Annotated in this window: 17 protein-coding genes and 1 tRNA gene; 10 read left to right on the top strand and 8 right to left on the bottom strand. The window is 45.8% G+C overall.

Translation table 11 applies throughout. The features are described from left to right. Positions 1 to 53 precede the first annotated feature (53 nt). Together ACESTD_RS14170 and ACESTD_RS14175 are read left to right on the top strand one after the other, a co-directional pair. Positions 54 to 584, top strand: a complete 531-nt coding sequence (locus ACESTD_RS14170; protein ID WP_005826358.1) for an HAD family hydrolase — start codon at positions 54 to 56, stop codon at positions 582 to 584. 73 nt (positions 585 to 657) lie between these two features. Continuing rightward, positions 658 to 1,239 (top strand): Maf-like protein, encoded by a 582-nt coding sequence (locus ACESTD_RS14175; protein ID WP_117680538.1) that lies wholly within the window; start codon positions 658 to 660, stop codon positions 1,237 to 1,239. Here the strand turns inward: ACESTD_RS14175 and ACESTD_RS14180 are convergent. The 6 genes from ACESTD_RS14180 to pheS form a co-directional block, all read right to left on the bottom strand. Next, positions 1,236 to 3,428 (bottom strand): tetratricopeptide repeat protein, encoded by a 2,193-nt coding sequence (locus ACESTD_RS14180; RefSeq protein WP_373158954.1) that lies wholly within the window; start codon positions 3,426 to 3,428, stop codon positions 1,236 to 1,238. The two genes, ACESTD_RS14175 and ACESTD_RS14180, sit on opposite strands and share 4 nt — an antisense overlap. Positions 3,429 to 3,509: 81 nt before the next feature. After that, complete coding sequence (locus tag ACESTD_RS14185) at positions 3,510 to 4,535, bottom strand: porin (RefSeq protein ID WP_005826362.1); 1,026 nt, start codon at positions 4,533 to 4,535, stop codon at positions 3,510 to 3,512. A 74-nt stretch (positions 4,536 to 4,609) separates the two neighbouring features. Next, positions 4,610 to 5,869, bottom strand: a complete 1,260-nt coding sequence (gene pgk, locus ACESTD_RS14190; protein WP_373158955.1) for a phosphoglycerate kinase — start codon at positions 5,867 to 5,869, stop codon at positions 4,610 to 4,612. A gap of 88 nt (positions 5,870 to 5,957) precedes the next feature. Next, a complete protein-coding gene (gene nth, locus ACESTD_RS14195) occupies positions 5,958 to 6,632 on the bottom strand; it encodes an endonuclease III (protein ID WP_005826369.1) in 675 nt (224 codons plus the stop codon). Next, complete coding sequence (locus tag ACESTD_RS14200; protein ID WP_005826370.1) at positions 6,629 to 7,825, bottom strand: MFS transporter; 1,197 nt, start codon at positions 7,823 to 7,825, stop codon at positions 6,629 to 6,631. The genes nth and ACESTD_RS14200 overlap by 4 nt, the downstream gene beginning before the upstream one ends. A gap of 106 nt (positions 7,826 to 7,931) precedes the next feature. After that, on the bottom strand, positions 7,932 to 8,966 hold the full coding sequence (gene pheS, locus ACESTD_RS14205) for a phenylalanine--tRNA ligase subunit alpha (RefSeq protein ID WP_005826371.1): 1,035 nt from the start codon (positions 8,964 to 8,966) through the stop codon (positions 7,932 to 7,934). A gap of 356 nt (positions 8,967 to 9,322) precedes the next feature. Here pheS and ACESTD_RS14210 point away from each other — a divergent pair, with 356 nt between their 5' ends. The 4 genes from ACESTD_RS14210 (at position 9,323) to ACESTD_RS14225 (ending at position 17,973) form a co-directional block, all read left to right on the top strand. Continuing rightward, positions 9,323 to 11,965, top strand: coding sequence for a zinc-dependent metalloprotease (locus ACESTD_RS14210; protein WP_195288635.1), 2,643 nt, complete (start codon positions 9,323 to 9,325; stop codon positions 11,963 to 11,965). Positions 11,966 to 12,008: 43 nt separating this feature from the next. Next, positions 12,009 to 15,302, top strand: a complete 3,294-nt coding sequence (locus ACESTD_RS14215) for a SusC/RagA family TonB-linked outer membrane protein (protein WP_005826375.1) — start codon at positions 12,009 to 12,011, stop codon at positions 15,300 to 15,302. 19 nt (positions 15,303 to 15,321) lie between these two features. Further along, a complete protein-coding gene (locus tag ACESTD_RS14220; protein WP_005826376.1) occupies positions 15,322 to 16,659 on the top strand; it encodes a RagB/SusD family nutrient uptake outer membrane protein in 1,338 nt (445 codons plus the stop codon). Between the two features lie 117 nt (positions 16,660 to 16,776). Beyond that, on the top strand, positions 16,777 to 17,973 hold the full coding sequence (locus ACESTD_RS14225) for an MFS transporter (RefSeq protein ID WP_022401657.1): 1,197 nt from the start codon (positions 16,777 to 16,779) through the stop codon (positions 17,971 to 17,973). On the opposite strand, the gene ACESTD_RS14230 is transcribed toward ACESTD_RS14225, so the two are convergent. Together ACESTD_RS14230 and ACESTD_RS14235 are read right to left on the bottom strand one after the other, a co-directional pair. Continuing rightward, positions 17,901 to 18,824, bottom strand: coding sequence for an urea transporter (locus ACESTD_RS14230; RefSeq protein ID WP_022401656.1), 924 nt, complete (start codon positions 18,822 to 18,824; stop codon positions 17,901 to 17,903). The genes ACESTD_RS14225 and ACESTD_RS14230 overlap by 73 nt on opposite strands. Before the next feature lie 94 nt (positions 18,825 to 18,918). After that, positions 18,919 to 18,992, bottom strand: a tRNA-Ala gene (locus ACESTD_RS14235). Positions 18,993 to 19,095: 103 nt separating this feature from the next. Between ACESTD_RS14235 and ACESTD_RS14240 the strand changes: the two genes are divergently transcribed. The 4 genes from ACESTD_RS14240 to ACESTD_RS14255 are packed head-to-tail and all read left to right on the top strand — an operon-like array spanning position 19,096 to position 23,482. Beyond that, positions 19,096 to 19,401 carry a DUF4286 family protein gene (locus ACESTD_RS14240; protein WP_022401655.1) on the top strand — a complete coding sequence of 102 codons (306 nt, stop codon included), beginning with the start codon at positions 19,096 to 19,098 and terminating at the stop codon, positions 19,399 to 19,401. Next, positions 19,398 to 19,967, top strand: coding sequence for a crossover junction endodeoxyribonuclease RuvC (ruvC, locus tag ACESTD_RS14245; RefSeq protein WP_005826381.1), 570 nt, complete (start codon positions 19,398 to 19,400; stop codon positions 19,965 to 19,967). Before ACESTD_RS14240 ends, ruvC begins: the two co-directional genes overlap by 4 nt. A 34-nt stretch (positions 19,968 to 20,001) precedes the next feature. After that, positions 20,002 to 21,999, top strand: a complete 1,998-nt coding sequence (pulA, locus tag ACESTD_RS14250) for a type I pullulanase (RefSeq protein WP_005835788.1) — start codon at positions 20,002 to 20,004, stop codon at positions 21,997 to 21,999. Positions 22,000 to 22,009: 10 nt separating this feature from the next. After that, positions 22,010 to 23,482, top strand: a complete 1,473-nt coding sequence (locus ACESTD_RS14255; protein ID WP_034523364.1) for an ATP-binding cassette domain-containing protein — start codon at positions 22,010 to 22,012, stop codon at positions 23,480 to 23,482. Positions 23,483 to 23,662 lie beyond the last annotated feature (180 nt).

Raw genomic sequence — 23,662 nt, forward strand, 5'->3', positions numbered from 1 at the left:
AACTAATGTTTTGCTGCATATAGGTATATTATAATGAACAAGAAAAAAGTGCAATGAGTACCATAAACTATGATTTGAAAAAGATAAAAGCCCTTGTTTTTGATGTGGACGGTGTGCTGAGTGCCAATGTTATCCCTATGAGTTCGGAGGGTGAACCTCTGCGTACGGTCAACATAAAGGATGGTTATTCCCTGCATTTAGCTGCTAAGCAAGGGGTGTTGCTGGGTATAATTACGGGTGGACGTACAGAAGCGGTCCGCAAGCGTTTTACTTCTTTAGGTTTTGAGGATGGAAATATCTATATGGGTTCTTCTGTTAAAATCCATGATTACCATGACTTCCGTGACCGTCATGGCTTGAAGGACGAGGAAATATTGTATGTAGGTGATGATATTCCCGACTTGGAGGTGATGCGTGAGTGTGGTTTGCCGTGTTGTCCTAAGGATGCTGTGCCTGAGGTAAAGGCTGTGGCTCGCTATATTTCGTATGCAGAAGGCGGTTATGGCTGTGGTCGCGACATTGTGGAACAGGTATTGAAAGTGCAAGGGCTTTGGATGGCAGATGAAAAAGCTTTTGGTTGGTAGGATGGCAGGCAAATTAATAATTAAAAATTAATAATTAAAGTGAGGCGGCTCGCTTTTGTAATATAGTAGGCTGATGTTGGATAATCTGAAGAAATATAAGGTGATTCTTGCCTCTAACTCTCCGCGAAGGAAAGAATTGCTGGCTGGTTTGGGAGTGGAATATGAAGTAAGAACTTTGTCCGATGTGGACGAGTCTTATCCGGAGACGTTGAAAGGGGCAGATATTCCCCTCTATATATCTAAGGAAAAAGCAGATGCCTATCGGAACATGATGCAGTCGGGCGATCTGATGATTACGGCAGATACCATTGTCTGGCTGGATGGACAAGTTCTCGGAAAACCCAAGAATAGGGAAGAAGCTATGCAGATGTTGCGCGACATGTCCGGACGTACCCATGAAGTGTTTACCGGTGTGTGCATCACTACTACTGAGTGGCAACGCAGTTTTGCAGCGGCAACAGAAGTGCGTTTTGCCAAACTGAACGAAGAAGAAATTGCCTATTATGTGGACAAATACCAACCCATGGATAAAGCCGGAGCTTATGGTGTACAAGAGTGGATTGGATTCATTGGGGTGGAAAACATATCCGGGAGTTACTATAATATAATGGGGCTCCCCGTACAGAGACTGTACAGGGAGTTGTTGGAGATCTAAACCAGATCCATCATTAGAGGGATATCTTTTTCACTGATTCCTTGTCTGACAAGTGTTTCTTTGTCTTTACCGAACATTTCTCTAAAAATCTCCTGCCCGCCATATTCCAAAGCTGCTTTACTGTAAAGTTCTGCAGCTTTTTCTATTTTGCCCGTTCTCCAAGCAACATGTCCGGCATTGAGATAGTCTGCCGCGAGTGGTTTGGAGGCGAGTATCTTTTCGTAATACTTCATTGCTTGCTCATACTTGCCGTTGACAAACGAACACCAGCCTATAGCACGCCATGCTTTGATACAATTGCTTTCGATGAAATCAAGCTTGAAGAAATATTGCAGAGCCTCTTCATATCTTTCCAGTTCGGCAAGGCAGCTTCCGGCGTAGAAAAGGACATTATGGCTTTCCGGCTGGATTGCCTCCACTTTCTTATAGTATTCCAGTGCAGAGGCAAAGTCCCTTATCTGCCGGTAGCACGTAGCGAGATGGCGGATTGTCCAGACATGGTCGGGCTTTAGTACATCGGCTTTCAGGTAGGCGTCTATCGCTTCCTTATACCTCTTTTCCTTTTGCAGGCAATAGCCAGCCTTTTGGAAAATGTCTGCATTTGCATGGTTCAAGGCTATTAATTCCTTATAAAGCTCCAATGCTTCTGCCGGGTGTTCTTTGCGGAAGTGGAAGTCGGCGATGGTAATCAGCAGCTCGGGTTTGCACAGAATCTCTTTGAGTGCTGGGATACGGTGCAGGGCAATCTCCTCCTTGAAGATGTCACGGAACTCGTGTTTGCGCTGGCTTAATTTGAAGAAACGGTATAAGTCGTGGACATACTGGTTGCTGATGACATCCGGTCGTTCGGCATACTGCCGCAAAGCGGAGGATTTGCTTTCGTCCATGAGTGCATCCAGATCCTGAGAAGTCATCTGGCTGAGCATCATCGTACGCTGTGACTGTGGTATATGTGCCATTGTAAAGCAAAGGGAATACTTGTCACTATTGCAGAAGAAACCGGATTGGAGGATAAGGGAGAGGATGGCATTGTCTCCGGTAGGCTTGAATCCGAATTCCTTGATGATGCTGGAGTGATGCATGTCGAACGGATAGAACCAGTTGTACGGTTCCTTAAAGAACGGATAAGTCTTGAGTTGTGCAAACGTACTCATATAGACATCAGCGCCTTCCAGCTGTAATTCGTTCATCTCTCGTATCTTGTCTCCCAGTCCGGAACTTTCAAAAGCTTTTTCCCAATCCGGATTAAGATCGTTTTCCTCAGGGTTCTCTTCAAAACCGAACTTCATGTTACGCATGATGTTCACATTCCTCATCATCTCCGGAATGATTTCTTCACGCATCTTCTTGTCTATCTTTTCCGTTTCCTGGCTACGGAGCAGCTCGATGTAAATACGGTTCAGTTGCTTGCCGAAACTGCTGTCTTCGTTGAGCAGGGAAAGGCGGGCTGTCAATTCGGGATAAAGCGACAGACGGGTGGGATGAAAAAGAAGTGCGAAAGCGATACCTACCAAAGCCCGTTGGTTTACTTGCGTATTTGCATGCGTTACGGCGTCCAGCAACCATGAGAATTTACGGGTATCAAAGCACTCCATCAGACTGAGCATGACGGCACTGGTGAACAGGCACAAATCATTGGTGGGAAGCATTTCTGATTCCAGTAATCCTTTGGCTTGCTGTTCGTCTTCTGCAGACCAGTCGCTGTTGCTCCATGTGGAAAGGAAAAGAACCTGGGCGGTTTGTTCGTGCCGTTGCAGTACGGCGTCCATGCCTTGGTTATCCGGCATCAGCTGACAAACGGCCAGGTCATCAGGGAAAGATTCCAATACCTTCTGCAGTGCGGCAATATTGTATTCTTTGGGGAGGCGTTCCCGGTTATTGCGCAGGGAATGGTAATAGTGCGTGGAAACTCCGTCAAGGAGAGACAGACGTGCCTGGTCAGCGACTTCCCAAGTTTCGGTCAGAATCTGGCGATATAGTTTCTGTCGTTCAGGATCGTCGATTCCCTGGCGCATGTATTGCAGCATGTACTGATAGGATGTCTGAGCTTGTTCCAAGCGGTTGCGGAGTGTCCAGTCACCGCTGTTCCAAAGAAAGGCTTCCAGTTGGGATTGTGCTTCCTTCAGCCGTTGCTGCTTGAGTAGAGTAACGATATGCTGATATTGTTCTTGTATGGCTTGTTCGTTCATAAATCAGTCTCTTTTTGGGTATGTATCTTATAAAACTACAAAAAGGATGCCAAAAAGTTCATAAATTTCCATTTCCCCAGCTCAGAAACGAACTTGCAACTGTGCTTGAAGCAGGTTTGAGTTTTCTCCTTTATGGCGGTTACAGTATGTATACTGGGCTTGCAGACGGCATTTGGGATAGAACCAATACTGTACACCTGCTACATAATTGGTCTGTTTATCGGAAATAGTTTTATTTTTGTTGAAATAGTCATAAGAGGCTATTACGTCAAATTTGGGAAGCACATGGGCAGATACGGTTGCATAGTAACCGTCACTTTTAACGTGTCCGTCTTTTCCGGCCAAGTATTCTGTACGTACATCTACGGATTTTGTTTTGATGGTGGCACCTGCCGACCAGCGGTTTCGGGTGTAATTCTCTCCTATGGCTATGTCTGGATTAATGGAAGAAACGGCTACGGCGCATCCTTTCCCTTTAACAAAGGAACCGCCGACGGACAACCATTTCAATGGATGTACCATAAGGCTGCCTACAATATCTTTCTGATTGTTTTTATCTTTTAGGTTGATGCCTTGTCCGTTCATGATGGCAAGGTTATAAGTCATCAAAGAGTCGAACAAGTCTCCATAAATTAACAATCCCATATCACGACCGCTTGCAGAGCCATACAACGGATCACTGCCATTGATACCGGCCAGGTAATTGACGGCTTGAGAATAACAGTTTATTAATTCGACAAAGCAGGGAGACATCGGGTTCTCAATGGTATACATGGTTTTGAACTGTCCGATACGTGCTGTGAGTTGAGGGAGAAAGCGGTATTCCGTGTAGGCTTCCAGAATTTTTCCGGTATTGGCAAAGCTGTACATGAAGTAAGCCGACCATTTATCGGTGATTTTACCGCGCGCCATAAAGATAACTCTCTTTATATCGAAAGTATTGCTGGTACCTTCGCCCGCATCATCGTATGTATATCCCACTTGGGCATAGCCGGAGAGTGAAATGCGGTCTTTTAAAGTGTTGACTACATCATTCAGACAAGCATCTTGTGCTTTCAGGATGCATGTGGCTGATAAAAGGATGCAGGATAGTAGAATTCGTCTCATTATAGGGATGGATAGTAGTAAAAAAGGCAACCCTTTTTTCAAAGAGCTGCCTTTGGGTGTTATTTTGCTTGTTTTTATTCGTTGATAGCAGCGATACCCGGAAGGATTTTTCCTTCGATTGCTTCAAGCAATGCACCGCCACCGGTAGATACGTAAGACACGCCGCTTGCCAAGCCGAACTTGTTGACACAAGCTACAGAATCACCGCCACCTACGAGTGAGAAAGCACCGTTCTTGGTAGCTTCTACGATAGCTTCGCCTACAGCGCGTGAACCGTGAGTGAAGTTCTCGAATTCGAATACACCCGTCGGACCGTTCCAAAGGATAGTCTTGGAGTTCTTGATGACATCTGCAAAGATCTTTTCAGTCTCAGGACCGATATCAAGACCTTCCCAGCCATCAGGAATTTCGTCAACCGGGCAGAACTTGGTGTTGGCATCGTTGGAGAAAGAATCGGCAATCTTGGCATCAACAGCCAAAACAAGGTTTACGCCTTTTTCTTTTGCTTTCTTCACCAGGTCAAGAGCCAAATCCAGTTTGTCATCTTCGCAGATAGAAATACCGATTTTGCCGCCCATGGCTTTGGTGAAAGTATAAGTCATACCGCCGGCAATAATCAGGTTGTCTACCTTGTTCAGCAGGTTTTCAATGATTTCAATCTTGGAAGAAACTTTGGAACCACCCATGATGGCAGTAAACGGACGTTGGATATCGTTCAAAACTTTATCAACAGCCTTTACTTCTTTTTCCATCAGGTAACCGAACATTTTGTTGTCCTTGTCGAAATATTTAGCGATCAATGCAGTAGAAGCGTGTGCACGGTGAGCGGTACCGAAAGCGTCGTTTACATAGCAATCTGCATAAGAAGCCAATTTCTTGGTGAATTCTTTCTGGCTTTCCTTAACAGCAGCTTTGGCAGCCTTCTTTTCTTCGTCTGTAGCATCTTCAGCCAAACCGCGGGCTTTGCCTTCCTCTTCAGCGTAGAAACGGAGGTTCTCGAGCAACAACACTTCACCCGGTTGCAGAGCAGCAGCCTTTACGGCAGCTTCTTCGCCCATACAGTCGTTAGCAAATTGCACCTCAACACCCAACAACTCTTCGAGATGCTTCAGAATGTGCTTCAAGGAGAACTTGTCAGCCGGGCCTTTCGGACGACCGAGGTGAGAACCGATAATTACACTACCGCCATCGGCCAAAATCTTCTTCAATGTAGGAAGAGCGGCACGCATACGGGTATCATCTGTAATGTTGAAGTTTTCGTCCAAGGGTACGTTGAAGTCCACACGAACGAATGCCTTTTTTCCGGCAAAGTTAAATTGATCAATTGTCATAATACTCTATTTTATTTAAAAGTGTTACTAATTTCTTTTTAGTGAGCGCAAAGTTAGCATTTATTTCTTTTTTTTGCTATGAAACCGTTGTTTATTCTTTGTCTTTGCCGCTCTCTTTGCTAACTTTATATTTCTGGCAGTAATATTTGCACATTAATTGCAAACCGCAGGTATCACATTGTGGAGTACGTGCCTGGCATACATAGCGACCGTGCAGGATAAGCCAGTGGTGAGCTATGGGGATGTCTGTTTCCGGTATATGTTTTACCAATTCTTTTTCGACACTGAACGGAGTTGTACATTTATCTGATACGAGACCCAGGCGATGGCTGACGCGGAACACGTGTGTGTCTACTGCCATAGCCGCTTTATTGAAAACAACGGATTGGATGACATTGGCTGTTTTGCGGCCTACGCCGGGCAGTTTTACCAGTTCTTCAAGGGTATCGGGTACCTCACTGTTGAATTCTTTCACCAACATCTGTGCCATGCCTACAAGATGTTTAGCTTTGTTGTTGGGATAGGAGACGCTGCGGATATACTCGTATACCACGTCGGGAGTAGTAGCGGCGAGTGCTTCGGGAGTAGGGAAGTCCCGGTAAAGGGCGGGGGTAATCATATTGACGCGTTTGTCCGTACATTGTGCAGAGAGAATAACTGCTATCAACAGCTCGAACGGATTGTCATAATGCAACTCTGTTTCGGCTACGGGAACGTTCTCCCTAAACCAAGCAAGGATTTTTTCATAACGCTCTTTCTTTCTCATCTTAATTTGTTTTTATGATAGTGAGGAGATACTTTCAGATTGAAATAGAAGATGGAGATAACCGTGAGGCAGGCTCCGAAAAAATATGCCATATCGAATGAGGTAATCTGTGCGATATAACCTCCTGCTGTCAGACCTATACCAATGCCTACATCCCATGAAGTCAGGTAGGTAGAGGTGGCTGTTCCGCGCTGGTTGTTGGGGGCCAGGTTTACGAACAGCGTATTGAAGGCGGGGAACATCGTCCCGAAGCCTACTCCCAATAGGAGGGCAACCATAAAAAACAATATGTTTGTCAGTTCCGGGACGGTCTTCATCAGTAGTCCGCAAGCGGACAATATGAAGAAACAGCTACATACCAGATATAGTCCTAAAGTTATGACTTGGGTGATACGTCCTTTATCCACTTGTTTGCCGGAGAACATACGGGACACTGCCATGCCGACGGCCATAAAAGTAAAAAACAATCCGGAATTCAAGGTAATTCCTATTTCTTTGGCATACATGGCTACATAAGTGCTTGTCATGCCATATGGTATGGAGAGCAATAGCAGTGCGATTCCTGCCGGGATACCTTTCAGCAGCACAAAGCGGTCCAATGAGATAGGTTCTCGTTTGACTGGTTGTTTGGGTGGGGTCTTGACGAGGCATGCGGCAACAAAACCGATAGTTCCTGATATGAGCGAGCAGGCAAAAATCGTTTCAAAGGAATATATGTCATGCATGAAAAGACCAATCATCGGGCCGAAGCTCATGGCTGTATTGTTCATCAGTCCATAATATCCTACGGCTTCGCCGCGACGGGACGAAGGGGTAATGTCAATCACAATTGTATTTCCCGCTACGGTCACCATTCCAAATGCAAGGCCGTGGACAACCCGCAACATGATGAATAAAGATAGGACTCCCGCTAACATGTAACCTGCGAAAATGGTGATAAAGATGAAGTATGCCACCAGATAAAGAGGCTTGCGGGCTAGCGTGTCGAGCAGGTATCCCGAAAACGGGCGTATGCAGAGCGAGGCAATGGTGTAGCATGACAAGATGACACCTACTGCTGCATTTCCGGTATGGAATACCTCAGTCAGGTAGAATGGAAGAACCGGTAGTATCAGATAAAAGGCAAAATACAAAAGGAAATTGGCAGCCAGGATAAGGCAATAGCCGGAAGTTACAAGTTTGTCTTTTGCCATAGCGAAAAATAGTGGTTAGCGATGAGTGGTTAGCGATGAGTGATTAATGATATGCTGAAAATGCGCAACTTATTAATCACTAATCACTAGCCGTTATTCACTATATTTAGTAAGCGCTCTCGAATTCTTTCAGGAAGCGTGTGTCATTTTCAGAGAACATACGAAGGTCTTTCACCTGGTATTTCAAGTTGGTGATGCGTTCTATACCCATACCCAGGGCATACCCGCTATACACTTTACTGTCTATTCCGTTCAGCTCCAATACATTCGGATCTACCATACCGCATCCCAGAATTTCTACCCAACCCGTATGTTTGCAGAAAGGACAACCCTTGCCGCCGCAGATGTTACAGCTGATGTCCATTTCGGCACTCGGCTCGGTGAAGGGGAAGTAGGAAGGACGCAGACGAATCTTGGTGTCACTGCCGAACATCTCTTGAGCAAAGAGCAATAAGGCCTGCTTCAAGTCAGTGAAAGACACATTGCGGTCTACGTATAAGGCTTCTACCTGATGGAAGAATGCGTGTGCACGGTAGCTGATGGCTTCATTACGGTATACACGTCCCGGACAAAGCACGCGGATAGGAGGCTGTGTAGTCTCCATAACACGGCTTTGCACGCTGGATGTGTGTGTGCGAAGAATGATGCTGTGCGATACGTTTTCTGTATCATTTTCGATGAAGAATGTATCCTGCATGTCGCGTGCCGGATGGTCTTCGGCAAAATTCATGGAGGAGAATACGTGCCAGTCGTCTTCCATTTCCGGTCCATCGGCGATATTGAATCCCATACGGGCAAATATATCGATGATTTCGTTTCTCACGATGGAGAGCGGATGGCGGGTTCCTAATTCTATCGGGTAGGCTGAACGGGTCAAGTCAATATCGTCACAGCCGGTATCTTGGCTTTCGAACTGTTCTTTCAAAGCGGCAATCTTTTCTTGTGCTTTGTTTTTCAGTTCGTTCAAGCGCATACCCACCTCTTTTTTCTGTTCGGCGGCTACATTGCGGAAATCTGCCATCAAGTCATTGATGGCTCCTTTTTTACTGAGGTACTTGATGCGGAGTGCCTCTAATTCCTCGGCGTTAGCGGCTTTCAGCGCCTCTACTTCCTGCAGAAGCTGATTGATTTTAGCTATCATATCGTTGTTATCTTATTTATTTTCTAAGTTAAAAACGGTGCAAAGATACAATATTATCATTGTTTTGCCTCCACTTGGGGAAGATAATTTGGTATCAGTGGTACAAAATTTTATGTGAAGAAGAAATGATAGAGGATGGGAGAAAAAATGATATATATGTAAAAGTCTTCATATTGTTTATGGAAAAAACATAAATGAGCGTTGTTTAGTGACTTTTAAAATATACTTTTCGTATCTTTGCGCCCCGTTTACTGTTCTATGGAGGTAGAACAAACTGGCGGTTGGTATTTATTAACATACGTCAAAGAGAGAGAGTTAACGGAGTAATTGTTGCATTAAAGTTAGAGTTTGAATTGATGAAATTGAAGACAATCCTGCCAGTCGTGGCAGTTGCGGGAGTACTCATGTGTGAGCCTGCCGTATTGTTGCATGCCGGTACATCTGATTTTGCTTCTCCCGAAGCTATGGGATGGTTCCGTAAGAAAAAGAAGAGTGAAACCAAGGACAGCGTTCAATCCAAGAGCGACTACGAAAAATTGACTGGTTCCGATGCTATTGCCCGCAAGGGAATGTTCAATGTTTACCAGAAGAAGAGCGATTATTACTTTGAAGTGCCGGCAAGGCTGTTGGGACGTGATATGCTGGTAGTAAATAAATTACAACGTGTGCCTTCCGAACTGAATGAGGCAGGTGTGAACCGTGGTACGAATTACGAAAATCAGATGGTGCGTTTTGAATTGGACAAGGCTGCCAACAAGCTGTTGGTACGTCAGAGCCGTCCTCTTCCGTTGGCGCCGGATGAGGATGCCATACGGCAGTCCGTACTGGATAATTATATTTCTCCGCTGATAGCCGGTTTCAAGATTGAGGCATTCAATAATGACTCTACCATGATAGTGGTCAAGGTCAACGATATTTATGATGGTACAGAGACGAGTATCAATAATGTCTTTACGAATATCAACCTGGGAACTTCGGCCATCAAGAATCTCTCCCGCATTTTATCTATCAAAGCTTTTGAGAACAATGTGGTAGCCACTTCCGAGTTGACAACTAAGGTGACCGAGGGAACAACGACTGTGTTTGTTACGGTCGAAGTCAGTTCCTCTCTGTTGCTGTTGCCGGAGAAACCTATGATGGGACGTCTGGATAGTCCGCGCGTAGGTTACTTTACCAATCCGTTGTTGAATTACAGTGACGGTCAGCAGCGTGTAGACAAGAAACCCTTCATCACCCGCTGGCGTCTGGAACCGAAACCGGAAGACCGGGAGCGTTACCTTCGCGGTGAATTGGTGGAACCGGCCAAGCCGATTGTGTTCTACATCGAGAACTCCACTCCCCGTCGTTGGCGGAAATATATCAAGCAGGGAATCGAGGATTGGCAGGCTGCTTTTGAACGTGCCGGATTCAAGAATGCTATCATAGCCAAGGAACTGACGGACAGCATGAATGTGGATAAGGATGACGTGAACTACTCCGTGCTGACCTACGCCGCCTCCACCAAAGCCAATGCCATGGGCCCCTCTATCCTCGACCCCCGTTCGGGCGAGATATTGGAAGCGGACATCATGTGGTGGCATAATGTGCTGGGCATGCTCCAGGAATGGATTACAGTGCAAACCGGTGTCGTACGTCCCGAAGCAAGAGGAGTAAGGCTGCCGGATGAGCTGATGGGCGATGCCATGCGCTTTGTGGCATGCCACGAGGTGGGGCACTCGTTGGGCTTGCGCCACAATATGATTGCTTCCTGGACTTTTCCGACAGATTCCCTGCGTTCCAAAACATTTACGGATCGTATGAATACCACTTCCTCCTCTATCATGGACTATGCACGTTTCAACTATGTGGCACAGCCGGGTGACGGTGTTACGGCGCTTTCTCCCCATATCGGTCCGTATGATATGTTTGCCATAGAATACGGCTATCGTTGGTATGGTAAAGAAACCCCAGAGGCAGAGAAGGACTTGCTTGCCGACTTCCTGAGCCGTCATACAGACCGTTTATATAAATATAGTGAGGCGCAGGATGTACGTGATGCCGTAGACCCGCGTGCGCAGAATGAAGATTTGGGCGATGATGCTGTCCGCTCATCTCTGCTGGGTATTGAGAACTTGAAGCGTATTGTTCCTCAAATCATCCAATGGACTACTACTGGCGAGAAAGGACAGACTTATGAAGAAGCTTCCCGCCTATACTATGCGGTTATCAACCAATGGAACAATTACCTCTATCATGTATTGGCAAACATCGGTGGTATCTATATAGAAAACACCGTTGTGGGCGACGGACAGAAAACCTATACTTTCGTAGAAAAAGAAAAGCAGCAAGCCGCCCTGAAGTTTCTGCTGGACGAAGTGCTGACCTATCCCAAATGGCTGTTCGACACGGAAGTTGGAGAGTACACTTACTTGCTGCGCAACACTCCACTGAGCGTAGTGGAGAATGCACCGACACAAGTGTTGAAGAATGCCCAATCCTATATCCTTTGGGATTTGCTGGGCAACAACCGCCTGATGCGTATGTTGGAGAACGAATCGGTGAACGGCAAAAAGGCTTTCACGGTGGTAGAGCTGATGGATGGCCTGCATCGCAACATCTTTGCCACTACGGAACGCGGTGCCTTGCCGGACGTCATGACACGCGCCTTGCAGAAGAACTTCGTAGATGCACTGATTACAGCAGCTGCCGAAAGCGAAGGAGTGAAAATAAACAAAAAACTGATGGACAACCACTTCTTGCTGGACCATCAGACTGCCCTTTGCAGCTGTGACGAGCATGCCGGTAAGACTTTGGATGCCGACCGTATGGGTGCACACCGCGAACTGAACTTCTACGGTTCGCAGATAAACCGCGTATCTGATGTCATCTCCGTGAAGCGTGGTGAGTTGCTTCGCATCAAAGAATTGCTCCAAAATCGTCTGGGTGCATCGGATATAGCCACTAAATATCATTATAAGGATTTGATTTTGCGTATCAATACTGCATTAGGAGTAAAGTGATTTTTCTTTTCAATAGAGTATTAATTAATTTTATATGTAACGCATGAAAAAACGTGTATTAATCGTTTTGCTATGCTTTGTAGGAGCTTTGTCATCTGCTTTTGCTGCAGAGAAAAAAGTCCAGGGCGTAGTAATATCTTCAGAGGATAACCTACCGCTTATCGGTGCTTCCGTTTATGTGACTGCGGAAGACTTGAAAAAGGCGGGGAGTGCTCAGACTACAATGGGGGTCATCACTGATGTGGATGGTCAGTTCTCTATCGCTATACCTGCGGGGATAACCCGTTTCTTTTGTAGCTACGTGGGATATGACGTATTGGAAGTGAAGCTTGTTCCGGGAAAGGAACATTATGAAATAACACTTCATGCATCTTCCCAAATGCTCGATGCCGTTGTTGTGACGGGTTACCAGACAGTGGAGCGCCGCAAGCTGACGGCAGCGGTATCCAAACTGGATATATCGGACGAGACCATCGGTGCAGTAAAAAGTATCGACCAGGCACTTGCCGGACAAATTGCCGGACTTTCTGTCAGCCCGACTTCCGGTGCTCCGGGTGCTCCGGCAAAGATACGCATTCGCGGTACTGCTTCATTGAATGGTACACAAGACCCTTTGTGGGTGCTGGACGGCATTCCTTTGGAGGGAACGGATGTTCCCGAACCGGATGAGCTGAATGACATCACCAACATGAAGCAATCTTCCATTGCAGGCCTGAATCCGGCAGATATTGAGAATATCACCATCCTGAAGGATGCGGCAGCCACTGCCATCTATGGTGCGAGGGCAGCCAATGGCGTCATTGTGATTACAACAAAGAAGGGTAAGGTCGGTAAACCGGTTATCAATTTCTCGTCCCGGTTTACCTATACTCCTACATTGAGCCTTGACCGGTTGAACTTGCTGAACTCAGCGGAGAAAGTAGGATTGGAAATGGATATGATCCGTAATAACTATTCTCCGGACAATCATAAAGGAGGCGTATATAATATTCTTTCCAATTACAATGAGTTGTCTGCTTTTCAGAATGGAGGATGGGATGCCTTGAGCAGTGATACACAAGCTGCCATCAACCGTTTGAAGAGTGTTAATACAAACTGGGGAGATATCCTTTTCCGCGATGCTTTCAGCCAGGAATATAACTTGAGCCTTTCCGGCGGTACGGAAAGGGTTACGTATTATACCTCTTTCGGCTATTATAAAGAGGATGGAAATGTGGACGGTGTGGGTATGGACCGTTTCAACTTGGTAGGAAAGACTTCCTATAAGGTGAACAGTATACTGAAAGTGGGTGCCTCCATGTTTGCCAACCGTCGCAAAAATACCAATTATCTGACAGATGCATACGGTATGTCGAATCCCGTGTTCTATTCACGCAAGGCTAATCCGTATTTTGAACTTTATGACAAGAATGGCAACTATAATTACGACTACGATATTCAGAACAACACTGATAAGGATTTAGGATTCAACATCTTTGAAGAACGGCAGAACACGTCTAATGAAAGCGTGGTGAATTCTTTTTCATCTATATTTGATGCGGAGTTACGGTTCAATGACAAGTGGAAGCTGACTTCCCAGTTTGGCTATCAGTTGGAAAAAACTTCCAGAGAAGAAATAGCGGACTGGGAAAGCTATGCCATGCGCTATTACTATAAGTTGAGCGAATACTCCCAAGGTGGAGAAACCAAACACTTTCTGCCCGAAGGAGGTATGCAGAAGTCTTATGAAAACTCCAATTCACAGATTACTTGGAAGGCGATGGGAGAATATCGCGACAGCTTCAATGATATTCATGAACTGGAAGTGATGGCAGGTACCGAACTGCGCAAGACTTGGTACGAAACCTTGTTCTCGGCAGGGTATGGCTTCGACCGCAAGACGTTGACCACCAAGCCGGTGATTTTCCCCAACGAAAGTTACGCCACGTCTTTCCCGCTCCATCAGACGACGTATAAGGAGAATGCTTATGTGTCTTTCTACTCTACGGCCTCCTACTCTTTATTGAATCGCTACACGGTGGGAGGAAGTATCCGTTTTGACGGTTCCGATCTTTTCGGTGTGGATAAGAAGTACCGCTATCTTCCTCTTTATTCTGTCAGTGCCTTGTGGCGTCTGTCACAAGAACCGTTTATGCAGCAGGCCAAGTGGGTAGATAACCTGGTGTTCCGTGCATCTTACGGTCTGCAGGGAAATATTGACAAGAATACTTCTCCGTTCTTGTTGGGTACATATCGGTCGGAGAGTATTTTGCCCGGAGTATCGGAAGATGTAATTATCATTAATTCCGCTCCCAACAAGAAGTTGCGTTGGGAAAAGACGCAGTCTGTCAATGCCGGCTTTGATTTTTCTGTATTGAACCAGGCTATCAATCTGAGCGTGGACTATTATTACCGTAAGGGTACCGATTTGATAGCTTTGCGCATGCTTCCTCTGGAGACGGGCTTTACTTCAATGAACGTCAACTGGGCAAGTATGGAGAACAAAGGTGTGGAAATCAGCTTGTCTACCCGTAACATAACGACAAAAAACTTCTCCTGGTACACAAATTTCAATTTTGCCTATAACGGTAATAAGGTATTGCAGGAAAACATACCGGAGCAGCAGACCACTCCGGGACGTGAAGGCTATCCTGTAGGGGCAATTTTCGCACTGAAGACTGCGGGAGTGAATAAGGAAACCGGTAATATGATGTTCTATAATCCGGAGGGAGAGAAAGTGACCTTGAAGGAGCTTTACCGCCTGAAGGACGAGTGGGGGATAGGTATTGCCTCTTCCGATGTAACTGCAGCCGAAGAGAGAACCTTTTATTCGTATATCGGGAGTAGCGATGCTCCTTATACGGGAGGTTTGATTAATACCTTCAGCTATAAAAACTGGGAGCTGAATGTCAATTTCTCTTTGACGTTTGGCGGGTACGTACGTACGCAACCCTCTTATGACATCATCAATCCGGATTATGGCAAGAACTATAATGCGGATGTGCTGAACCGCTGGACTCCGGAAAACCCGAATGCGGAGCTTCCGGCATTTATGCTGAGTGCTTCCAACCCGGAAGAGTACTCCTGGTATGATTCTAAAACCATCTGGAGAGATTTGGATATCTGGGTGAAGAAGCTGAACTACGTACGTTTGCAGAATCTGCGTCTGGGTTACCGTATCCCTGAGCTCCTGACAAAGCGTTTGGGAATGAACTCGGCAACGGTATCTATTGAAGGACGTAATCTCTTCGTGTTTGGTTCGGGATATAATAACTACATGGATCCGGAGTCGATGTACAATCCTTATGCAACTCCCGTACCCAAGTCGGTTACATTCAGTTTGAACTTGAATTTCTAACTTCAAAAGCAGAAAGAAAATGAAGAAAACAATAAGTCTGATGATAATGGCCTGCATGCTTCTGCTTGCGGCATGCGACAACTATCTGGATATACAGCCTACCGGTAGTGTCATTCCCAATTCTTTGGCTGAGTATAGAGCGTTGCTTGCCCGTTCTTATAAGGACGTGAGTAAATTCAGTGACCGGGGAATGGCTTGTTTCCGTTCCGACGAGATGCAGGTTCGGGATAATGAATATGACCAAAATTATTATATGGATATAGAGCGCTGGAACGACCTTGCTCCCAATGCCTATACCTCATCGTTTGAATGGGCCAAGTATTACAATGTGCTTTTTATTGCCAATCACGTTATTGAGAGCAGAAGTGATATTAAGGAAGGCACTGAGGAAGAGATAAATCAGCTTGTAGGAGAAGCGTATATGCTCCGTGCTTATGTACATTTCTTATTGGTAAATCTTTATGGACAGCCCTATACTAAGGAGGGAGCCTTGGATACCAAATCGGTACCGCTGAAATTGGATACGGATTTAGAGAAAGTCCTGAAACGCAATACGGTGGAAGAAGTTTATACTTCCATCCAAGCAGATATTGACGAGGCACGCAAACTGGTCATGAAGGCAGAATGGGAACAGAGATATTCATATCGTTTCAATGCGGCTTCGGTAGAGGCGTTTCAATCACGCGTATCCCTTTATAAGGGCGAGTGGCAGGCGGCTTGGGATGCTGCTGAGGCAGTGCTTGCCGTGAAGTCTGTATTGGTAGATTTGAATGATGCCGCTGCAACTCTTCCTAACAGTTATAATTCCGTGGAAAATATTACTCCACTGGAGACACCCCTGAGCAGTACAATCAATGGGGCTGCTCTGGCTACTCCGGTTTTTCTCTCCCTTTATGCTGAGAACGACCTTCGGCTGGACAAATATTTTGCTGAAACGGATGAAAAAGGTTTCCGGAAGAATAAGAAGGCGGGAAGCAATAACTACTTGTGTACTTTCCGTGTGGGTGAAATATATCTGACGGCTGCTGAGGCTGCTGCCCGACTTGGAGAACTGTCTCAAGCACGTACTCGCCTGCTGGAACTGATGCGGAAACGTTATGCACCGGAGGCCTACGAAGCGAAATCCGTTGTTGTCAATGCCATGGATAAGGAAGCGTTGGTACAGGAAATATTAGATGAACGTGCCCGTGAACTTGCTTTTGAAGGACATCGCTGGTTTGACCTTCGTCGTTCCACCCGTCCGCGTTTGGAGAAAGTGCTTGATGGTACGCGTTATGTACTCGAAGAGAATGATGCCCGCTATACATTGGCCATTCCGAAAGAAGCCATAGAAGCCAATCCGGGATTGCTGAACTGATAAAGATAAAACTCCCCGATTCTGTATTGACGAGAATCGGGGAGTTTTGTCTTTATGTGGATTGGATATGTATTTTTTACGTACCTTTGCACCGTTTTTTGTAATAGACAGTATAAGATGATACAGAATCAGAGACCTCCTATCCGTAGAATTGCTTTTCCTATTCTTATAGCATTGAGTATTTCGCATTGTTTGAACGATATGCTGCAATCGGTTATTTCGGCAGTATACCCTTTGTTCAAGGAGGATTTATCCTTGAGTTTTGCCCAGATTGGTCTGATTACGTTGGTGTATCAGATGTCGGCGTCCGTGTTTCAGCCTCTAATGGGATTGTTCTTTGATAAGCGCCCCATTGCCTGGTCATTGCCGATAGGTATGGGCTTTACTTTGGTCGGTATCATGAATCTGGCTTTTGCTACTAATCTGTATTGGTTGCTGGCTTCGGTATTCATTGTGGGTATCGGTTCGTCTGTACTCCATCCGGAGGCGTCACGTATTACTTTTCTGGCTTCCGGCGGAAAACGCGGACTGGCGCAGTCTCTATTTCAGGTGGGCGGGAATTTGGGTGGCTCGCTTGGACCGTTACTGGTGGCTTTGCTGGTAGCTCCTTACGGGAGGCATCACATTGCCTTGTTCATGGTTTTTGCCTTGATTGCCATCGTGGTGATGATTCCTATATGTCGTTGGTTCCGTTCCTACTTGAACCACATCAAGAAACGCCCGATGCTTGTGGCAGGAAAGATAGAACGCCCTCTTTCCTCAAAGATGACGGTGTTTGCCATAAGTATTCTGCTGATACTTATCTTCTCCAAATATATCTATATGGCAAGTTTGACGAGTTACTATACATTCTATCTGATCCATAAATTTGGTGTTACTGTTCAGGCTTCACAGCTTTTCTTGTTTGTCTTCCTGGTAGCCACTGCCATCGGAACATTGGTGGGAGGTCCCGTAGGTGACAGGGTAGGACGTAAATATGTCATCTGGGCTTCCATTCTTGGAACGGCTCCATTTAGTATGATGATGCCTCACGTAGGGCTTGCATGGACAGTAGTGCTGAGCTTCTGTGTCGGTCTGATGCTTTCTTCCGCTTTTCCTGCCATATTGCTGTACGCCCAGGAATTGCTACCCAATAAGCTGGGTTTGATTTCCGGGTTGTTTTTTGGTTTCGCTTTTGGAATTGCCGGTATCGCTTCGACTGTATTGGGAGGTATGGCAGATAAGTATGGTATAGAGGCTGTTTATAATGTATGTGCCTTTATGCCTTTACTGGGGTTGGTGGCTTGCTTTCTGCCTAATTTGAAAAAGAGATAGAGATTTTTTATTCCCATTGTCAGCCATACGGAGAGAACGAAAGGTGCGGTCAATGTAATAATTCCCCAATTCATTCCCACAATTTGCAATACAACAGAGAGTAAAACGGAACATGCAGCCCATATACAGCTCATCCAGCTTTTACCTCCTAAAGCAAGGGCACACAATACGCCATTATATCCCATCAGACCCATATTCAAAGCTTCGGAATCCACTCCCAATAATGTGGCTAGGAGGAGGGGGAGAAGTGCTCCCAATATGGTATATACTGCTGCATTCCGGGAATTCACGAGAATGCCTGCAAGGAAAAATAGTCCGGTCATCATGTTTCCTTGAAACATCACCTGGCCTATGCCCATACTGAAACATTGTAAGTAATTTATGGAGGAAGAAGCGGGTGTTTCTGTATCAGAGACGAGTAGCATGTCAGGCATCAGCCAACTGCACAATCCCAGCAGCATCCATACAGAAAGGATAAAAGGGGTAGTGAATCCGGGCAACACGCGTTGCATGTTGAAAAACCGTGCAATGTAGGTAGATGCACACGAGGCAATAGCCATCAGCATCAAGGAACTTACAGTCAGAAGCATAAAGACCCCTACGGCTATTCCTACCAGTGTACCGTTAAAACCATATAATCCATTTTTTATATCATCACAGTCATATCCTGAGATACGGGCTGTCAACGTACTTATTATGTTGCCACTTACAGCCAATAGGCCCATTTGCCATGAATTCAAAAAGATTCCAATCAACATCAATAATCCGGACAATGCATTGTTTTGGAACATGACTTGCCCTATGCCACGTCCTAAAATAAGTAATGACTTGCGTGTAAAAGCTTCTTTCATGAGTTGTCGAATGAAAATGGACTATATGTAAATTTATAGCTCGTTAATGCGTACAAAAAAAACGATTAGACTAATCTAACCGTTTTAATTTTCGTGGAGCGTATGAGACTCGAACTCATCACCTCGACACTGCCAGTGTCGCGCTCTAGCCAGATGAGCTAACGCCCCGTTGCCAACGTTTGCAGGCTTGCTTTCGTTTTTGATGGTGCAAATATAATGCATTATTCTGAAATAATTGCTATGTTTGCGAAAGAATTTGAAAAAATAAGTTATGCTGATATATAATACCACTTATCATGTAGAGGAAGGAGAAGACAAAAACTTCCTGATATGGATGCAGGAACACTATCTTCCCGAGGTAGAAAAGAACGGAACATTGTATGCTCCACGTATAGCCCGTATCTTGAGTCATATTGAAGAAGGAAGCATCTGCTATTCTGTTCAGTTTGAGGTAGAAAACTCTGCCAAACTGCATCGTTGGTATCAAGAGCAAGGAGTGAAACTGAACGAGGAATTACTGAATATCTTTAAAGATAAAGTGATTGGCTTTCCTACATTGATGGAGGTAATAGTGTGATACAACCGGTCAAAGAGAAAATAATATTGGGTATAGACCCTGGTACCACCATTATGGGGTATGGAGTATTGCGTGTGGCAGGTGTCAAGCCGGAAATGATAGCCATGGGAATTATCGACCTCCGCAAATTTGGAGACCACTATCTGAAGTTACGTCATATTCATGAACGGGTACTGAGTATCATAGAGAGTTATTTGCCTGACGAGCTCGCTATTGAGGCCCCTTTCTTCGGAAAGAATGTACAGTCCATGTTGAAGTTGGGGCGTGCGCAAGGCGTAGCAATGGCAGCTGCTTTGAGCAGGGATATTCCCATTACGGAATATGCTCCTTTAAAAATAAAGATGGCCATCACCGGAAACGGACAGGCATCCAAGGAACAGGTGGCGGACATGTTGCAGCGTATGCTGCATTTTCCTAAAGAGGATATGCCTACTTTTATGGATGCAACGGACGGGCTTGCTGCTGCCTATTGTCACTTTCTGCAGATGGGGCGTCCCACGGTGGAGAAAGGCTATCATGGCTGGAAAGACTTTATTGCCAAAAATCCGGATAAGGTGAAGAAGTGATAAGAATTGAAATGTAGAATCTAAAAATAATATCATGAAATTGAATGAACTTGCTATCATTGGAGTGGCTGCAACGACGGTTGTAAGCTGCACTCCCGCGAAGACGGAGTATGCTTCGTACGAACTTTACCCTGTCCGTTCGGGTAGTCTGACAGAGATGGAATATACACCTGCTGCCACGCAATTCACATTGTGGGCACCTACGGCGGATGAAGTTCGCCTGATGTTGTTCGAAGCAGGAGACGGAGGGCATGCCTATGAAACTATTTCAATGGAATCCTCTGAAGAAGGAACTTGGAAAACTAAAGTTGAAAAGGACTTGATAGGTAAATTCTACACATTCAATGTGAAAATCAATGATAAGTGGTTGGGGGACACTCCGGGTATCAATGCCAAAGCTGTAGGGGTGAATGGAAAGCGTGCCGCCATCATCGACATGAAATCCACGGACCCCGAAGGATGGGCAGATGATAAACGTCCGGCATTGGCCTCTCCTGCCGATGTGATTCTTTATGAAATGCACCATCGTGATATGTCCATCGACCCGTCGTCGGGTATTGAGCATAAAGGAAAGTTCCTGGCATTGACAGAACAAGGAACGGTAAGTCCCGACAAGCTGGCAACCGGCATTGACCATCTGAAAGAATTGGGAGTGACACATGTACATCTTCTTCCGTCTTATGACTATGCCTCCGTTGATGAGACAAGGCTGGACGAGAACAAGTATAATTGGGGATATGATCCGCAGAACTACAATGTGCCTGACGGCTCTTATTCTACCGACCCCTACAAACCGGATGTTCGTATCCGGGAATTCAAGCAGATGGTGCAGGCTCTGCACAAAGCAGGTATCCGTGTTGTTCTGGATGTGGTGTATAACCATACTTTCAATACATCCGACAGTAATTTTGAACGTACAGTGCCGGGATACTTTTACCGTCAGCGACCGGACGGAACGTATGCAGACGGTTCGGCTTGTGGCAATGAAACTGCCAGCAACCGTCCGATGATGCGTAAATACATGATAGAGTCTGTATTACATTGGATTAATGAATATCACATTGACGGATTCCGTTTTGACTTGATGGGTATCCATGACATCGAGACAATGAACGAAATCCGTAAGGCGGCAACGTCTGTAGATCCGACTATATTTATATATGGTGAAGGATGGGCGGCATCGGCTCCACAGATGGCGGAAGATTCTCTGGCAATGAAAGCCAATACTTATAAGATGCCGGGTGTTGCTGCTTTCTCTGACGAAATGCGTGATGCTTTGCGCGGTCCGTTCAATGACAATCATCAAGGTGCTTTCCTTGCCGGATTGCCGGGAGGAGAGGAGAGCATAAAGTTTGGTATTGTAGGAGCCATCAGGCATCCGCAAGTAAATAATGACTCTGTGAATTATAGTAAGGCTCCGTGGGCGGAACAACCTACACAGATGATCAGCTATGTTTCCTGCCATGATGATATGTGCTTGGTGGATAGGCTGAAAGCAAGTATCCCGGGTATTACTCCCGTAGAATTGGCAAAGCTTGACAAACTGGCGCAAACAGCCGTATTCACTTCCCAAGGTGTACCGTTTATTTATGCCGGTGAGGAAGTGATGCGTGACAAGAAGGGAGTACACAATAGTTTTGAGAGTCCCGATTCCATCAATGCGATTGATTGGAGACGAAAGGCGGAGCATGCAGATGTATTTGCTTATTATAAAGGTTTGATACAGCTTCGTAAGAAGCATCCGGCTTTCCGTATGGGTGATGCGGATTTGGTGCGTAAGCATTTGGAATTTCTACCGGTTGACGGCAGCAATGTGGTGGTTTACCGTCTGAAAGAAAATGCCAACGGTGATGCATGGGGAGATATTATAGTAGTCTTGAATGCCCGTAAGGAGCCTGCCAAACTTACCGTACCCGAAGGTAAATATACAGTGGTCTGCAAGGATGGCTTTATCAATGAACAAGGTTTGGGCACACTGTACGGCCCCGAAGTTGTTGTTCCGGCCCAATCGGCACTGATTATGTATAAATGATGATTGGATGATGCAGCAACATACAATACACATAGCGGGGGGCGTAGTACGCAACCCGCTTGTTCGTTTGACAGAGCCTGTCACTCTTGATTTCCTGGCAGGAGAACACATTGCCATTGTAGGACCGAACGGAGCCGGAAAGAGCCTCCTGGTGGATATGCTGACGGGAAAGTATCCTTTGCGTGATGGTGAGCTTACCTATGATTTCTCTCCCTCCCTCACGAAAACTGCCTATGACAATATCAAATACATTGCCTTCCGTGATACTTACGGTTCTGCCGATGCCAATTATTACTATCAACAGCGTTGGAATGCCCACGACCAAGAGGATGCTCCGCTAGTACGCGAAGTGCTGGGAGAGGTAAAAGACGATGCCTTGAGACGGCAGCTATTTGAACTTTTCAGCATAGAGCCGATGCTTGACAAGAAAATCATTCTTCTCAGCAGTGGGGAGCTGCGCAAGTTTCAGTTGACTAAAGCTTTACTGACTGTTCCCCGAATTCTTATCATGGACAATCCTTTCATAGGGCTGGATGCGCCTACCCGTGAACTGCTTTTTAATTTGCTGGATCGGCTTACCCGGCTGGGCGAGTTGCAGATTGTCCTTGTGCTTTCCATGTTGGATGACATACCTTCATTTGTTACACACGTTGTGCCGGTAGAGGAGATGAAGGTGGGCGAAAAGATGGAACGTGAGGAGTATGTGCAGGCATTCTGTGCGGGCAATCAGATGCGTATTCAGGAAGAGGCCGGAGCGTTGGAGGAATTGCAGCGGCGTATTCTCGATTTGCCCTACGAACATGCGAATTTCACTTCGGACGAAGTGGTGAAATTGAACGGGGTTAGCATCCGTTACGATGACCGTACCATTCTGAAGGAGCTGGATTGGACAGTGATGCGTGGTGAGAAGTGGGCGCTGAGTGGCGAGAACGGTGCTGGCAAGTCTACCTTGCTTAGTTTGGTTTGTGCGGATAATCCGCAGTCATACGCCTGCGATATCAGTCTTTTCGGACGGAAGCGCGGAACGGGGGAGAGTATTTGGGAAATCAAGAAACACATCGGTTATGTCAGTCCGGAAATGCATCGTGCTTATCTGAAGAATCTGCCTGCCATAGAGATTGTCGCTTCCGGTCTGCACGACAGCATCGGATTGTATAAACGTCCTCATGCCGAACAGATGTCGGTATGCGAGTGGTGGATGGATATTTTCGGTATTGCAGCCTTGAAAGACAAGCCTTTTCTGCAACTCTCCAGTGGAGAACAGCGTCTGGCATTATTGGCTCGTGCTTTTGTCAAGGACCCGGAACTGCTGATATTGGATGAACCGCTTCATGGACTCGATACATACAACCGCCGTCGGGTCAAGAAGATAATAGAGGCATTCTGCCATCGTCGGGATAAAACGATGATTATGGTAACCCACTATGAGAATGAATTGCCGCAAACAATTACTAACCGTTTATTCTTGAAGCGAAACCGCTGACCGAATAATATTGCGTCAGGGAAAGATAATAAAGGACTAGCGGGAACCATTTATGATGTAAATCGTTATATTTCCTCTATGAAAAGCAAGACCGCGACTATCTTTGTGAGTGGAAACGAGTGTCTATTCCTTTCTACATCTTTTTTCCTTGCACTACTGCATGACGGTTCAGTTCCGATT

Source organism: Bacteroides sp. AR20, from assembly GCF_964250605.1.
Taxonomy (GTDB): Bacteria; Bacteroidota; Bacteroidia; order Bacteroidales; family Bacteroidaceae; genus Bacteroides; species Bacteroides uniformis.

Bases quoted from the DNA above. Each gene is read 5' to 3' on its own strand.
- ACESTD_RS14170 (WP_005826358.1), top strand. From the start codon at position 54: ATGAGTACCATAAACTATGATTTGAAAAAGATAAAAGCCCTTGTTTTT.
- ACESTD_RS14175 (WP_117680538.1), top strand. From the start codon at position 658: ATGTTGGATAATCTGAAGAAATATAAGGTGATTCTTGCCTCTAACTCT.
- ACESTD_RS14180 (WP_373158954.1), bottom strand. From the start codon at position 3,428: ATGAACGAACAAGCCATACAAGAACAATATCAGCATATCGTTACTCTA.
- ACESTD_RS14185 (WP_005826362.1), bottom strand. From the start codon at position 4,535: ATGAGACGAATTCTACTATCCTGCATCCTTTTATCAGCCACATGCATC.
- nth (WP_005826369.1), bottom strand. From the start codon at position 6,632: ATGAGAAAGAAAGAGCGTTATGAAAAAATCCTTGCTTGGTTTAGGGAG.
- ACESTD_RS14200 (WP_005826370.1), bottom strand. From the start codon at position 7,825: ATGGCAAAAGACAAACTTGTAACTTCCGGCTATTGCCTTATCCTGGCT.
- pheS (WP_005826371.1), bottom strand. From the start codon at position 8,966: ATGATAGCTAAAATCAATCAGCTTCTGCAGGAAGTAGAGGCGCTGAAA.
- ACESTD_RS14210 (WP_195288635.1), top strand. From the start codon at position 9,323: ATGAAATTGAAGACAATCCTGCCAGTCGTGGCAGTTGCGGGAGTACTC.
- ACESTD_RS14215 (WP_005826375.1), top strand. From the start codon at position 12,009: ATGAAAAAACGTGTATTAATCGTTTTGCTATGCTTTGTAGGAGCTTTG.
- ACESTD_RS14220 (WP_005826376.1), top strand. From the start codon at position 15,322: ATGAAGAAAACAATAAGTCTGATGATAATGGCCTGCATGCTTCTGCTT.
- ACESTD_RS14225 (WP_022401657.1), top strand. From the start codon at position 16,777: ATGATACAGAATCAGAGACCTCCTATCCGTAGAATTGCTTTTCCTATT.
- ACESTD_RS14230 (WP_022401656.1), bottom strand. From the start codon at position 18,824: ATGAAAGAAGCTTTTACACGCAAGTCATTACTTATTTTAGGACGTGGC.
- ACESTD_RS14240 (WP_022401655.1), top strand. From the start codon at position 19,096: ATGCTGATATATAATACCACTTATCATGTAGAGGAAGGAGAAGACAAA.
- pulA (WP_005835788.1), top strand. From the start codon at position 20,002: ATGAAATTGAATGAACTTGCTATCATTGGAGTGGCTGCAACGACGGTT.
- ACESTD_RS14255 (WP_034523364.1), top strand. From the start codon at position 22,010: ATGCAGCAACATACAATACACATAGCGGGGGGCGTAGTACGCAACCCG.